This is a genomic window from Streptomyces sp. NPDC029466, assembly GCF_055574515.1.
On record NZ_JBVHZH010000014.1, the window covers coordinates 70490 to 82710 of the forward strand.

The 12221-nt window shown below is 73.0% G+C and carries 10 protein-coding genes; 5 read left to right on the plus strand and 5 right to left on the minus strand.

Translation table 11 applies throughout. The features are described from left to right. Positions 1 to 198: 198 nt before the first annotated feature. Together ACZ4XD_RS13790 and ACZ4XD_RS13795 are read left to right on the plus strand one after the other, a co-directional pair. A complete protein-coding gene (locus tag ACZ4XD_RS13790; RefSeq protein WP_468041652.1) occupies positions 199 to 744 on the plus strand; it encodes a hypothetical protein in 546 nt (181 codons plus the stop codon). A gap of 566 nt (positions 745 to 1310) precedes the next feature. Beyond that, positions 1311 to 2321 carry a lytic polysaccharide monooxygenase auxiliary activity family 9 protein gene (locus tag ACZ4XD_RS13795; protein ID WP_468041657.1) on the plus strand — a complete coding sequence of 337 codons (1011 nt, stop codon included), beginning with the start codon at positions 1311 to 1313 and terminating at the stop codon, positions 2319 to 2321. Positions 2322 to 2390: 69 nt separating this feature from the next. On the opposite strand, the gene ACZ4XD_RS13800 is transcribed toward ACZ4XD_RS13795, so the two are convergent. Then, positions 2391 to 2858: an Lrp/AsnC family transcriptional regulator gene (locus tag ACZ4XD_RS13800; protein WP_398832011.1), complete on the minus strand. Its 468-nt coding sequence runs from the start codon at positions 2856 to 2858 to the stop codon at positions 2391 to 2393. Positions 2859 to 2938: 80 nt separating this feature from the next. Between ACZ4XD_RS13800 and ACZ4XD_RS13805 the strand changes: the two genes are divergently transcribed. Beyond that, positions 2939 to 4222 (plus strand): APC family permease, encoded by a 1284-nt coding sequence (locus tag ACZ4XD_RS13805; RefSeq protein WP_468041662.1) that lies wholly within the window; start codon positions 2939 to 2941, stop codon positions 4220 to 4222. On the opposite strand, the gene ACZ4XD_RS13810 is transcribed toward ACZ4XD_RS13805, so the two are convergent. Further along, positions 4212 to 4694, minus strand: coding sequence for an SRPBCC family protein (locus ACZ4XD_RS13810; RefSeq protein WP_468041665.1), 483 nt, complete (start codon positions 4692 to 4694; stop codon positions 4212 to 4214). The two genes, ACZ4XD_RS13805 and ACZ4XD_RS13810, sit on opposite strands and share 11 nt — an antisense overlap. Before the next feature lie 74 nt (positions 4695 to 4768). On the opposite strand from ACZ4XD_RS13810, the gene ACZ4XD_RS13815 reads away from it, so the two are divergent. Continuing rightward, complete coding sequence (locus ACZ4XD_RS13815; RefSeq protein WP_042157401.1) at positions 4769 to 5356, plus strand: TetR/AcrR family transcriptional regulator; 588 nt, start codon at positions 4769 to 4771, stop codon at positions 5354 to 5356. Positions 5357 to 5417: 61 nt separating this feature from the next. On the opposite strand, the gene ACZ4XD_RS13820 is transcribed toward ACZ4XD_RS13815, so the two are convergent. Next, positions 5418 to 6308 carry an esterase/lipase family protein gene (locus ACZ4XD_RS13820; RefSeq protein ID WP_468041668.1) on the minus strand — a complete coding sequence of 297 codons (891 nt, stop codon included), beginning with the start codon at positions 6306 to 6308 and terminating at the stop codon, positions 5418 to 5420. A gap of 330 nt (positions 6309 to 6638) precedes the next feature. Between ACZ4XD_RS13820 and ACZ4XD_RS13825 the strand changes: the two genes are divergently transcribed. Next, positions 6639 to 7286 carry a pyridoxamine 5'-phosphate oxidase family protein gene (locus ACZ4XD_RS13825; RefSeq protein WP_468041670.1) on the plus strand — a complete coding sequence of 216 codons (648 nt, stop codon included), beginning with the start codon at positions 6639 to 6641 and terminating at the stop codon, positions 7284 to 7286. 66 nt (positions 7287 to 7352) lie between these two features. Here the strand turns inward: ACZ4XD_RS13825 and ACZ4XD_RS13830 are convergent, their stop codons facing one another. Then, complete coding sequence (locus ACZ4XD_RS13830; protein WP_468041673.1) at positions 7353 to 8459, minus strand: DNA polymerase Y family protein; 1107 nt, start codon at positions 8457 to 8459, stop codon at positions 7353 to 7355. Beyond that, positions 8456 to 12061 (minus strand): DNA polymerase III subunit alpha, encoded by a 3606-nt coding sequence (locus ACZ4XD_RS13835; protein WP_468041675.1) that lies wholly within the window; start codon positions 12059 to 12061, stop codon positions 8456 to 8458. Before ACZ4XD_RS13835 ends, ACZ4XD_RS13830 begins: the two co-directional genes overlap by 4 nt. Positions 12062 to 12221: the final 160 nt, after the last annotated feature.

The window sequence follows — 12221 nt, forward strand, 5'->3', positions numbered from 1 at the left end:
TGCTGTTGAAGGGGCCTGCCTCACGGTACAGAGCCGGTCGCGGGGCAGGTAGGCGGTCTTTGATGTCGCACTCCGTGCGACGTAGGAGGGCGCGGTAGACAGCATCCTTGACGGATCGCCCTGGGTGCTGCGCCTGCGCCACATCGACTTCCTGCAATCCGTAGATCTGCAAGCGCGTGGCCTTGCAGACTTCGTCCCATGGATGCAGGACTTGCTGGCGTTATCGGCGCCGCCATTGGAGGGGTTGTCGGAGCGAGTGGAGCTGTGGTCGCCGCCTATCTGACAGGCAGCCTCCAAGGACGCGCTCAATTCACAAACTGGAAGCGGCAGGTGCGCAGAGACGCCTCAGCTGCGTTCTTGGCCCACGCAATGGAGGGGGCTCGCTCGCTGAGCTTGGCTACAGATGCCCTGAAGCAGAACGACATTGACAAGGCGGCAGTGCAGCTGACCCGCTACGAAGCAGCAGAAAACAAGATGATCGTGGGGGGCGTGGTCGTGGCTATCGAAGGCCCCGACCTGCTGGATGCGACGGCTCAAGAGGTGAAGGAATCCCTGCTCCTCTGGGGATGGACTGTCGGGGTCGCCGTCGATGCCTTGAGGGCCCGAGGCATCGGAGGGGGACTGACTCTCGACGAGCAAACGACCTTGGAGCAGGTGGAAAACACCTTCAACAGCGCAGGCGAGAGCTTCATCAAGAGGGCACGTACGGAGATCGAACGAGAAGACGCACGCCTGGCAGCTTGAGCCCCGCGGCCGCGCGCAGCGCTCCTCAAATCTCAACACGTCGAACCATCAAACTCGGGCCGCCTGTGGGCCGGCCAATGAGCCCCACAGGCGCCCGACAACGACCAAGGACACACCTCCCCGGCTGGTCAACTTCATCGACGAGATGAGTGATCAAGGTCAACGCCGTGGCGCACCAGTCCGTGAACATGCGAGAAGCCGTCCCGCGTCACGGGGAGCCACGGGACGCCCCCAGGGGAGCCACAGGGGGAGCCACCGAAGGCGAATTCAGGGGGATCGACATGGACGGTCACGGACTGGCAGCGGCACAACACCAGCTCCGCATGCCCGTTTCCTCCCCGCCTGTATGAGCCCCCGCTTAGCCGTCCCTTAAAGCGACCATAAGGATCTCCAGGATCGCCCTTCAGCCCTCAAAACCGCTGTTCAGCGCGGCTAGCGTGCTTCTCGTAGGCGGGTCACGGACCGCCGGCGCCGGTCACCCGGGGGCGGCGTCGCGTGCCGTGTCCCGACCCCCCACCACTCCCCCGCCACCCCGCTCGACGCACTTGATGAAGGAGACCCCCACCATGACCGCTCGTCGCAAGGCCACCGGCATCGCCCTGGTCGGTATCGCCCCGCTCGCGCTCACCGCACTCGCCGCGAGCCCGGCCGCCGCACACGGTTCGATGACGGACCCGGTCAGCCGGGTGTCGGCCTGTTACGCGGAGGGCCCCGAGAGTCCGAAGTCCGCGGCGTGCAAGGCCGCCGTGCAGGCCGGCGGAGCCCAGGCGTTCTACGACTGGAACGGCGTACGCGACGGCAACGCGGGCGGCCAGTCCCGGACCCGTATCCCGGACGGCAAGCTGTGCAGCGCCAACAACCCCGAGTTCAAGGGCCTGGACCTGCCCCGCGCCGACTGGCCGTCGTCCCCGATGAAGGCGGGCAACCACACCTTCCGCTACAAGGGCACCGCGCCGCACGCGGGTTACTTCGAGCTGTACCTCACCAAGGACGGCTACGACCCGAAGAAGCCGCTGAAGTGGTCCGACCTGGAGTCGAAGCCGTTCGCGAAGGTCAGCGACCCGAAGATGGTCAATGGGGACTACGTCTTCGACGGCAAGGTGCCGGCGCGGTCCGGGCGCCACCTGATCTACAGCATCTGGCAGCGGTCGGACAGCCCCGAGGCCTTCTACACCTGCTCCGACGTCGTCTTCGGCAAGCAGGCCGGCGGCACCCCCGCCAAGTCCGGGGCGGCGCCCGCGCCGACCGCCTCCGCGCCGAGCGAATCCCAGATCGAGGACGGCGCCTCCAAGTCGACCGTGGGCACCGGTCACCACGACGACGACTGCGGCACCACCCCCCACAAGCACGGCGCCCGGCCGAAGTCCGCCGGCGCACCGGCCCAAGCGAACGCGGCGGCGGCCAACGCCCCGCACGCCAACGGCAGTTCCGAGCCGGTCGACGGCCGGCGGCTGGCGGAGACCGGTAACGACAGCTCCACCGCCCCGCTCGCCGTCAGCGGCGCCGCGGTGCTCGCCGTGGGCGCCGGCGTCGTGTTCGCCACCACCCGCCGCAAGGCCGCCCGGCACCGCGGCTGAGTCCGGCGGTCCGGGCCACCCGTGAAGCGACGCCGCCCCTGCTTCACCGCGGGGGGCGGCGTCGCCGTATCAGGAGCCGGCCGGTGGCAGCGCCTCGATGATGTCGTTGGCGACATGCTGGTAGATGACCGAGCTCCGGCAGTCGACGACCTCCCGGCGCTTGAAGACCTGGTCCATCAGGAGCGCGTGCAGCCGGTCGACATCGGGGACGGCCACATGGACGAGGAAGTCATCGCCGCCCGCGACGACGTAGACGTTGAGCACCTCGGGCAGCGAGGTCAGAAAGGCCTTGAAGCGCTCGATGACCTCGCGGTTCATCGGGCGGATGCGGACCGTGAGCAGCGCCTGTACGGGCCGGTTGAGGGCGCGCAGGTCCACGGTCGCGCGATAGCCGGTGATCACTCCCCGGGCGCGCAGGGCCCGGACCCGCTCCAGGCAGGTGGAGGGCGCGATGTTCAGCCGGCGGGCCAGGTCGCGGTTGGTCTGCCGTGCATCGCGCTGCAGTTCCCGGACAATCGCCGAATCAATGTCGTCCATGACCCCCATGGTGCCCCAGCTGCCGAATTATGTTCGGCGCGAGACCCCATTGATCAATCCAACGGTTACGTTCTGCGACTGTGACCGTACAACAAACATCCCTCCCGGCATCCGAACGACCGGATGTACGGCGGCTGGGCGTCGGCAGCGGTACCGCGCTGTGCGCCGGGGCCGTCCTCGGGCCCGGCGTCCTGACGCTGCCGTCCCTGGCCGCCGCCGCGGCCGGCCCCGCCTCGATCCTGGCCTGGGTGGTCCTGCTCGCCCTGTGCGTGCCGGTGGCCGCCTCCTTCGCGGCGCTCGGCGCGCGGTTCCCCGACGGCGGGGGCGTGGCCACCTATGTGCACCGAGCGACCGGGCCGCGGGCGGCGGCCGTGGTGGGGTGGTGGTTCTACGGGGCGGTGCCGATCGGCGTGGTCTCGGCGGCCTGGATCGGCGGGAAGTACGTGGCCGACGCGGCCGGTTGGGGCGGCACGGGCGCGGCCGTCGTCGCCGGGGCGGTGGTCGCGGTGGCGCTGGCCTCCAACGCGGTGGGGCTGCGGCTGTCGGGCCGGGTGCAGCTGCTGCTCGGCGGGCTGCTGGCGGTGGTGCTGCTGGGCACGGTGCTGGCGGCCGCCCCACAGGTGTCCGCCGCCCACTTCACCCCGTTCATGCCGGGCGGCTGGCCCTCGGTCGGGTCGGCGGCCGGGGTGCTGTTCTTCGCGTTCGCCGGCTGGGAGGCGGCCAGCCATCTGTCGGGCGAGTTCGCCGATCCGGGGCGGGATCTGCCGCGGGTGACGCGCCGTACGCTCGCCGTCATCACGGTGCTCTACCTGGGGCTCGCGGTCGCCACGATCGGTGCGCTGGGGCCGGCCGCGGCCGGGACCGAGACCCCGCTGACCGAGTTGCTCGCCCGGAGCGTGGGCGGCGCCGCCCGCCCGGTGGCCGCGGTGGCGGCGCTCTTTCTGACCTTCGGCGCGGTCAACTCGTATCTGGCCGGGGCCTCCCGGCTCGGTGCGGCGCTCGCCCGGGACGGGGCGGCGCCGCGGGCGCTGGCCAAGGGCGGCGCGCCGGGCGAGGTGCCGCGGCGGTCGCTGGCGGTGCTCGGCGGGGCGGCCGTACTCGTGGGGGTGGCGGCGGGCTTCGGCGGCGCCGATCTGGATCTCCTGATGAGGGCCACCGCCACCTGTCTGGCGGCGGTGACCCTCGCCGGCCTGGCCGCCGCGCTGGTGCTGCTGCCCCGCCGCACTCCCCTGTGGTGCGGCGGATGCGCGAGCGCCGTGCTGACGGCGGCCGTGCTGGCCTTCTCCGGATGGCTGCTGCTGATCCCGGCGGGACTCGCCTGCGCAGCCGTCGGCTTTCTGACGCTGCGCCGGGTCACCCGATGAGGCGGCGCAGCAGCCGCACATAGCGGCTCCAGCGGGCGGGCCGGGCGACGGTGCCCGTACAGGCCCGTTCGGCGCGGTCCAGGCTGTCCTCCAGGACGGCGTCGTGGAGGGGCCGGAAGGCCAGCGGCCAGCTGAGCCGGGCCCCGCCGCGGGCGTGCATGGCCAGGGTGTGGCGCAGCAGCGCGCGGTCCGGGCCGAGCGGGTGGACGGTGTATTCGTGGAAGCCGTGGAAGCCGCGCGGGGCGGTGAAGCGGAAGCGCACCCATCGGCCCGGGACGTAGTCCGCCACGGTGTAGTGGACCGGGCCGTGGCCGCCCGCCGCGCCCGGCGCCAGCGGGCCGTCGAGCAGCATCGGGGGCCAGGCGTGGTGCGGCCAGAGCGGGTCGGCGCCGCCGGACAGGCCGTCGATCAGCAGACCGGCCTCGGCCCCGGACACCGGCAGCTCCCGCTCGTGCACGTTGTAGACACCCATCGCGCCCCTCCTCACCTGGTCCGCACCCGTTCTAGAGGCGCATCTCCAATATAGTGGAGAGTACCCTCTAGAACATGGCCAGGCCACCCCGGTTCGACACCGCACAGCTCCTCGACGCCGCCGTACGGCTGGCGGCCGAGTCCGGGCCCTCGGGCGTCACCATGTCCGCGGTCGCGGCCGCCGCCGGCGCCCCCAGCGGCTCGCTCTACCACCGTTTCGCCGGCCGCTCGGCGCTGCTGGCCGAGGTGTGGCTGCGTACCGTCGAGGGCTTCCAGGCGGGCTACTTCGAGGCCCTCGAATCCTCGGACGACCCGCGCGCCGGGGGCCGGGCGGCCGCCCGGCACATCGTGGCGTGGAGCCGCACCCACCCGGCGGAGGCCGCGCTGCTCCTGTACGGGGCCCAGGAGTTCGGGCGGGACGACTGGTCCGACGAGCATCTGCTGCGCGCGGAAGAGGGGAACATGCGGGTACGGGCCGCCCTGGCGGCGCTCGCGGGGGCCCTGGGGCTGCACGGCAGAGAGGGCTTCGACCGGGTGACGCTCGCCGCCGTCGACCTCCCGCTGTCGCTGGTCCGCCGCCATCTGCGCGGCGGCACCCCGCTGCCCCCGCACGCCGAGGACCTGGCGGAGCGGTGCACCGACGCCCTGCTGGCCGCCGACTGACCCTCGCGGCCGGTACGGAGCGCGGCCCGGCCCCGCGGCTGCGGGCCGGGCCGGCTCCCGGTCAGCCCGGCAGGCAGGTCGTCCGGGTGGCGTGCGCCGGGTCGAGGGCGTTGGCCGTCTCGTGGAAGGCGACACGGTCGACGAGTCCGATGGCCACATGCTCGGAGAGGTCGAGCCCGCACAGATCCTGGACCACCACATTGCGGACGTCGGGGCCGTCGAGGAAGGCGCTCCGGTAGGGGGTGACGACCTCGTCGTACTTGGTCGCGATCACGGTGTAGTGCACCCCGGGGAGCGTGTCACCGCCCTCGTTGAGGCGGTTGAGGATGTCGGAGCCGGCGATCTGGTCGGCCAGCCCGGGGGTCAGCTTGTCGATGTAGTCCTTGGCGCCGGGAAAGTGGTCGAGCAGACGGGTCAGACCGTTCAGATCGGTGCCGTGGTTGTCGGGGGCCAGCCCGACCAGCGTGTTCACCTTGTCCGCGCCGCCATGGAACTTCAGGTAGACCCGCGACATCATGCCGCCCTGTGAGTGGCCGACGAGATCGACCTTCTCGGTGCCGGTGGCGGCCAGCACCTTGTCGACGTAGGCGGCGAGCTGCTGGGCGGACGCGTCGACCGGGCCCAGCCCGTGGAAGAACGGGACACCGGGCAGCTGACCGTAATCCAGGGAGAAGACGCAGTAACCGCGGGCCACCAAGTAGGGCGCCAGGCCGAGCCAGTTGTCGATGGAGTTGCCGAGGGTGCCGTGCACCAGGACCACCGGCCGCGGGTGGGCGGCGGAGGGCTTGCAGGAGTAGTTGTTCCAGCCGGCGGCGGCAGCCGTCTGCGCGGCGCTTCCGGCCGGGGTGGCGGCGGGCGACGGGTCGGCGGCCGCGGCGGGGACGGTGCTGACGCCGAGGGCCAGGGCGAGGGCGGGGAGGAGGGTGAGCGTTCTTGACCAGCGCAGCTTCATACGATGCTCCTTGCGGGGTGAGGGGACTCCGAAGTGCTCGGTGAGCCGTTCACCTGCGATCCGGATCGCAAGGGCCAACGCAGTTGACTGGCAAGTAAGTTACGGCTGGGTAAGCGGAGTGGGCCAGCGGTGTGACGGTGAAGGAAGCAGCACACAACCCTCACCGGACGTCCGGGGCGCAACGGACCATTTCTGTGCCTGCGTGACGCCCCGCCCGTCGCGACCGGGCCGGATGTCAGACCCGTCCCGTAGAGTCGTCAACGGCGTGACCAGGGACGAGACTTGGCCAGGTACGAGACCTGGCCAGGACCGAGACATGAGGGGCGACCGATGGAAACGGCCGGGACGGCGGATCTGACCGGGATCGTGGAGATCACCTCGAAGGCGGAGCTGCGCGGGCTGATCGGCGAGCCCAGCTCCCATGCGGCGCACAAGACCCGGCACCGGCTGCACGACCTCGACCGGCAGTGGCTGGCCCGCTCGCCGTTCTGCGTGATAGCCACCGCGGACGCGCAGGGCCGGTGCGATGTCTCGCCCAAGGGCGACCCCGCGGGCTTCACCCATGTCCTGGACGACACCACCCTGGTGATCCCGGACCGCCCCGGCAACAAGCGCATGGACGGCTGGATGAACGTCCTCGACAATCCGCATGTCGGGCTGAACTACCTCCTCCCGGGGCGCGGTGACACCCTGCGCATCAACGGCCGCGCCCGGCTGCTGCGCGACGCCCCGTTCTTCGACGCACTGACCGTCAAGGGCCACCGGCCGCAACTGGCGCTCCTGGTGGAGGTCGAGGAGCTCTTCTACCACTGCTCCAAGGCGTTCCTCCGCTCGGACCTGTGGAAGCCGGAGACCTGGCACCCGGACGCACTCCCCTCCCGGGCCCGCATCGTCAAGGGCCTGGAGGCCCCGGACCTCCCCCTGGAGCAGCTGGAACAGCACTACGGCCCCGGGTATGCGGAGCGGCTCTACGGCTGAGGTGGGGGGCGGGGGCCGGCCGGATCGGTCCGGTCCGGCAGGTCGAGCCGACCGGCCGACGGCAGGCTAAGGCCGGTTGACCCCGGGCCCGAGGGGCTTCGGGCCCGGGGGCGGTGGGGTGCGGTCTGTCTGGCCGAGGGTGGCGGCGGGCCGTACGCTTCCGGTGCCGAAGCGTGCCCTGGCGCGGTCGACGGCGGCCTCGATGCGGTGCGCCTTGTCGTCGGACGGGTCGAAGGTCAGCTGGCGCGCGGCGCGTTCGGCGCGGCAGAGGTCCTCCGCGCGCAGTGCCACCGACCGTACCCGCGCCCGCTGGAGCCCGAGCGCGGCATGCAGCGCGTAGGCCGCCTCGGTCAGCGCGGGCCCGTGCGCGGTCGGCCCGTCCAGCCGCCGGGTGCGGGTGGTGGTGGAGCGGTCGGCATAGCGGACGGTGAGGGTGAGCGCGCGGGCCACCTGCCCGCTCGCACGCATCCGGGCCCCGAGGTCGTCGGCGAGCGAGAGCAGCGCCCGGCGGCGCCTGGCCGGGTCCAACTCGTCGTGGGTGAAGCGGTGTTCGGCGCCCATCGAGCGGGCCGCGGCGTTGGGCGTCACCGGCGTCGGGTCGATCCCGCGGGCCCGTTCGTACACGATCCGGCCCGTCCTGGCGCCGAGGATCCGCTGGAGGGTCGCGGGCGGGGCAGCGGCGATCCGGCCGATGCTGTCGAGCCCGTAGGCGCTCAGGGCGCGCGCGGTCGCCGGGCCGACGCCGTGCAGTGCCGAGACCGGGCGGCGGTCGAGGAATGCGGCGACGGCCGGGGCGCCCTCGGGGACCGCCCGGATCTCGCCGGGCGCCGCCCCCTGGGCCGCCATCCGGGCGAGCAGCGGGTTGGCGCCGATCCCGATCGTGCACCGTACGCCGTGCCAGGCCAGGGCGCGCAGCCGCACGAGTTCGGCGAGGCCCACCGCGTCCCGGTCGAAGTAGCGCAGCGCACCGCGCACGTCCACCAGCGCGGCGTCCGGCGGCAGCGCCTCGATCACCGGGGTGAACTGCGCCAGCAGCCCCAGCAGTTGCTCAAAGCACCCGGCGCTCACGGGGGTGCCGTCGACGGTCCGGAACCGTACATGGAGCATGCCCGGCTGCCGCGGGGCACCGGACGGCTCCGGCGGCGCGGCGGGCGGCACCGAGCGGGGGGTCATCCCGCGCTCCCCGGGCTGGAGTGCCACAACTTGCGTCCGGTGGCGGCGCGTTCGCCGGGGGGCTGGAGGTCGGCCCACGGGTGCAGCTCATAGCCGGTGGTCAGCCGGATGGTGCGGCCGGGGGCGGCGGCCGGCTCGGGCTCCCGGTCCGTCCCGGACTCCTCGCCGGGTCCCTGGCCCGGCTCCGCCGCCGGCGCGTCCGGCTCCGCCGACGGGGTGTCCGCCCCGGCCGGCCCCGTGCCCGCCTCGGCCGCGCCCGTGTCCGGCACCTCCGCGAGCCGGGCGGCGACCGCCTCCAGGCCGCCCTCACGGCGCAGTTCGGCCAGCTCGGCGAGGTTCCAGGCGGCGGCGCCGACCACGCTGAGGCTGCGCGGACCGCGCCGCTGGACCGTGCCGCGCACCAGCAGCAGCCAGGAGTGGAAGATCGTGTGCGCACAGGCCGCATGGCTGTCGTCGAAGAAGGCGCAGTCGACCAGCCCGGTGCTGTCGTCCAGGGTGGTGAAGATGACCCGGCGGCCGGAGCGGATCGGCGGCGTCTGGGTGGCCGCCTTGGCCCCGGCGACCAGCACCGTCTCGCCGTGCCGGGCGCTGCGCAGCAGCCGGGCCGGCAGCGCGCCCAGCTCCGTGAGGAACTCCCGGTGGTCGGCCATCAGATGACGGGAGGCGTCCATACCGAGGACGCCCAGCTCGGCGCTGAGCCGTTCGACCTCGCTGAGGTCGGGCAGCCCGGCCGGCTCGACCGGATCGACCGGTTCCGTGTCCGCGCCGTCGAGGGCCCGGCCGGGCAGCGTCAACTGGCCGCCGGGCGCCTGCCGTCCGTGGTGGTGCAGCTCGGCGACATACAGCAGCAGGTCCCGCCGGTTCGCCCCGAAGGCGTCCAACGCGCCCACCCGGGCGAGGCGTTCGGCCACCGGACGGCCCGGCCGGGCGCGCTGCCACAGGTCCTGTAGCGAGTGGTAGGGCTGCCCGGCCTCGATCCGCCGCGCCTCGGCCTCACTCATCCCGTGCACATCACTGAGCGCGAGCCGCAGGCCCCAGACCGCGGAGCCCCCCGGGCCGCCGCCACGGGCGCCGGACACCAGTTCGATTCGATGAGCGACCGCCGACCGGTTCACATCCAGCGGCAGCACCGGCACCCCGCGCCGCCGCGCGTCCGCGAGCAGCAGCCGCTTCGGATACATCCCCGGGTCATGGGTGAGCAGCCCGGCGTAGAAGGCCGCGGGGTGATGCGCCTTGAGCCAGGCGGACTGGTAGGTCGGCACCGCGAAGGCCACCGCATGCGCCTTGCAGAAGCCGTACGAGCCGAAGGCCTCGACGATCTCCCAGGTACGCGCGATCACGTCGGGGGCGTATCCGCGCCGCTCGGCGCGCTGCGCGAACCAGGCGCGCACCCGGCCCTGGAGCTCCGGATGCGACAGCGCCCGCCGCTTCTCGTCGCCCTCGTCCCGCCCGCAGCCCGTCATGATCCGCAGCAGCTCGATGATCTGCTCGTGGAACACCACCACCCCATAGGTCTCACGCAGCGGTCCCTCCAGATCGGGGTGCGGATAGCGGATCGCCTTACGGCCGTGCCGGGCCTCGATGAAGGGCCGCACCATATCGGCGGCGACCGGTCCCGGCCGGAACAGGGAGATGTCGACGACCAGATCGTGGAAGGTGGCGGGCTGCAACCGGCCGACCAGATCGCGCTGGCCCGGCGACTCGATCTGGAAGCAGCCGAGCGTCTCGGTCGAACGGATCAGGTCGTAGGTGGCCGGGTCCCCGGGCGGCACCTGTGCGGGGTCGTCGAGATCGATCCGGCGCCCCGTGGCCCGGCCGATCTCGGCGACCGCGTGCGCCATCGCGGACTGCATCCGCACGCCCAGCACATCGAGCTTGAGCAGCCCCATCTCCTCCACGTCGTCCTTGTCGAACTGCGACATGGCGAAGCCCTCGCCGCTGGTCGGGACGACCGGCGTCCGGTCCAGCAGCGTGGCGTCGGAGAGCAGCACCCCGCACGGGTGCATGGCGATCCCGCGCGGCAGTGCGTCCAGCGCCTCGACCAGCGGCCACAGCTGCTCGCCGCCGGCCTCCCGCACCCCGCGCAGCTCCGGCAGCTCGGCCAGCGCGGCCCGGGCGTCCCGGGCGCGGATGTGCGGGAATGCCTTGGCCAGCCGGTCCACCTGCGCCGGGTCCATGCCCAGGGCGGCGCCCACGTCCCGTACGGCGTGCCGGACGCGATAGGTCTCGGGCATCGAGACCGTGGCGACCCGCTCCGCGCCGAACCGGTCGAAGATCGCGCGGTAGACCTCCAGCCGGCGGGCGGACTCGACGTCGATGTCGATGTCCGGCAGCGCCGCCCGCCGTTCGGACAGGAAGCGCTCCATCAGCAGTCCGTGCTCGACCGGATCGGCGTGTGCGATGCCCAGGAGGTGGTTGACCAGGGAGCCGGCGCCGGACCCGCGGGCCGCGACCCGGATGCCCATCTCCCGTATGTCGTCCACGACTTGAGCGACCGTCAGGAAGTACGAGGGGTAGCCGAGCCGTTCGATCGTGCGCAGCTCGTCGTGCAGCCGCGCCCAGCGTTCACGGTCGTGGTCGTAGCCGCGCAGCACCATCCCGGCGGCGCAGCGCGAGCGCAGCACCCGGGCGGCGGTGCGGTGGCCCGCGCCGACCAGCCGCGGCTCGGGGAAGTGGATCCGGCCGAGCCCGATGTCGTCCTGCGGGTCGACCAGGCACTCCCCGGCGGTCTCCTCGGTCATGGCGAGCAGCCGGTGGGCCAGGCCGCGCCGGAAGCCGGCCGCCTCGGCGATCCGCTCGGCGGTGTGGCTCATCGTGGCGCCGTCCTTGAGCCAGCGTTCGCCGCTGTCCCGGGCCTCGGGCCGGTGCCGGTCCACCGGCACCAGACGGCGGGCAGAGTCCAGGACATCGGCGACCGGGCCCTGGCCGGGGTCGGCATAGCGGACCGCGTTGGTCAGGACGGCACGGAGGCCCTGGTCGACGGCGAAGCCGAGGGTACGGGCGGCCAGCCGCGGGGAGCCGGGGCCGCTGCCGGGCCGGCCGTGGTCGACGACCTCCAGGCGCAGCGCCTCGCCGTACAGCTCCCGCCAGGGGCCGAGGAGCCGCACGGCGCGGTCCGGGCGGCCGGCGGCCAGCGCCCGGCCGACCTCGGAGTCCGGTCCGAGCAGCACGGTCAGCCCGTCCGTGGCGGCCTCCAGGGCACTCCACGGGAGAACGGGCTGCTCCCCCTGTCCGGCGTGGGCGGCCGAGACCAGCCGGCACAGGACGGCCCAGCCGGCCGCACCCTCGCGGGCCAGGAAGACGGCGCGGGCGGCGGACTCGTCGAGGAAGGCACCGCCGCGCACCGGGGTGCGGCGGCGCGCGGTGGGCGTGGGCGCCGACACGCGCTCCGCCACGGCGAGTTCGCTGCCGAACAGCGGGCGGATACCGGCTTCGGCCGCGGCCTTGGCGAACCGTACGGCCCCGGAGAGCCCGTCCCGGTCGGTCAGTGCGAGGGCGTCCATGCCGCGCTCGGCGGCGCGCTCGGCGAGCCGCTCCGGGTGGGAGGCGCCATAGCGCAGGGAGAACCCCGAAGCGGTGTGCAGATGCGTGAACCCTGGCATCCGCACCTCCTGCACCTCATCCGCCCCCCGGCTGACCTTGCGTCCCCCGTTCCTCCTCTCCACCATAACCCGCGCATCGAACATTCGTACGAAGACATGCCGGGAGGCCGGTCACCGATCCGCCGATCAGCCCCACCGATCTGCACACCTCTGCCGCCAA

Excerpts from the sequence above, each read along its gene's own strand:
- ACZ4XD_RS13830 (WP_468041673.1), bottom strand. The coding sequence starts at position 8,459 with ATGACCCCCCGCTCGGTGCCGCCCGCCGCGCCGCCGGAGCCGTCCGGT.
- ACZ4XD_RS13800 (WP_398832011.1), bottom strand. The coding sequence starts at position 2,858 with ATGGACGACATTGATTCGGCGATTGTCCGGGAACTGCAGCGCGATGCA.
- ACZ4XD_RS13835 (WP_468041675.1), bottom strand. The coding sequence starts at position 12,061 with ATGCCAGGGTTCACGCATCTGCACACCGCTTCGGGGTTCTCCCTGCGC.
- ACZ4XD_RS13810 (WP_468041665.1), bottom strand. The coding sequence starts at position 4,694 with ATGGGTGTCTACAACGTGCACGAGCGGGAGCTGCCGGTGTCCGGGGCC.
- ACZ4XD_RS13815 (WP_042157401.1), top strand. The coding sequence starts at position 4,769 with ATGGCCAGGCCACCCCGGTTCGACACCGCACAGCTCCTCGACGCCGCC.
- ACZ4XD_RS13795 (WP_468041657.1), top strand. The coding sequence starts at position 1,311 with ATGACCGCTCGTCGCAAGGCCACCGGCATCGCCCTGGTCGGTATCGCC.
- ACZ4XD_RS13820 (WP_468041668.1), bottom strand. The coding sequence starts at position 6,308 with ATGAAGCTGCGCTGGTCAAGAACGCTCACCCTCCTCCCCGCCCTCGCC.
- ACZ4XD_RS13790 (WP_468041652.1), top strand. The coding sequence starts at position 199 with ATGGATGCAGGACTTGCTGGCGTTATCGGCGCCGCCATTGGAGGGGTT.
- ACZ4XD_RS13825 (WP_468041670.1), top strand. The coding sequence starts at position 6,639 with ATGGAAACGGCCGGGACGGCGGATCTGACCGGGATCGTGGAGATCACC.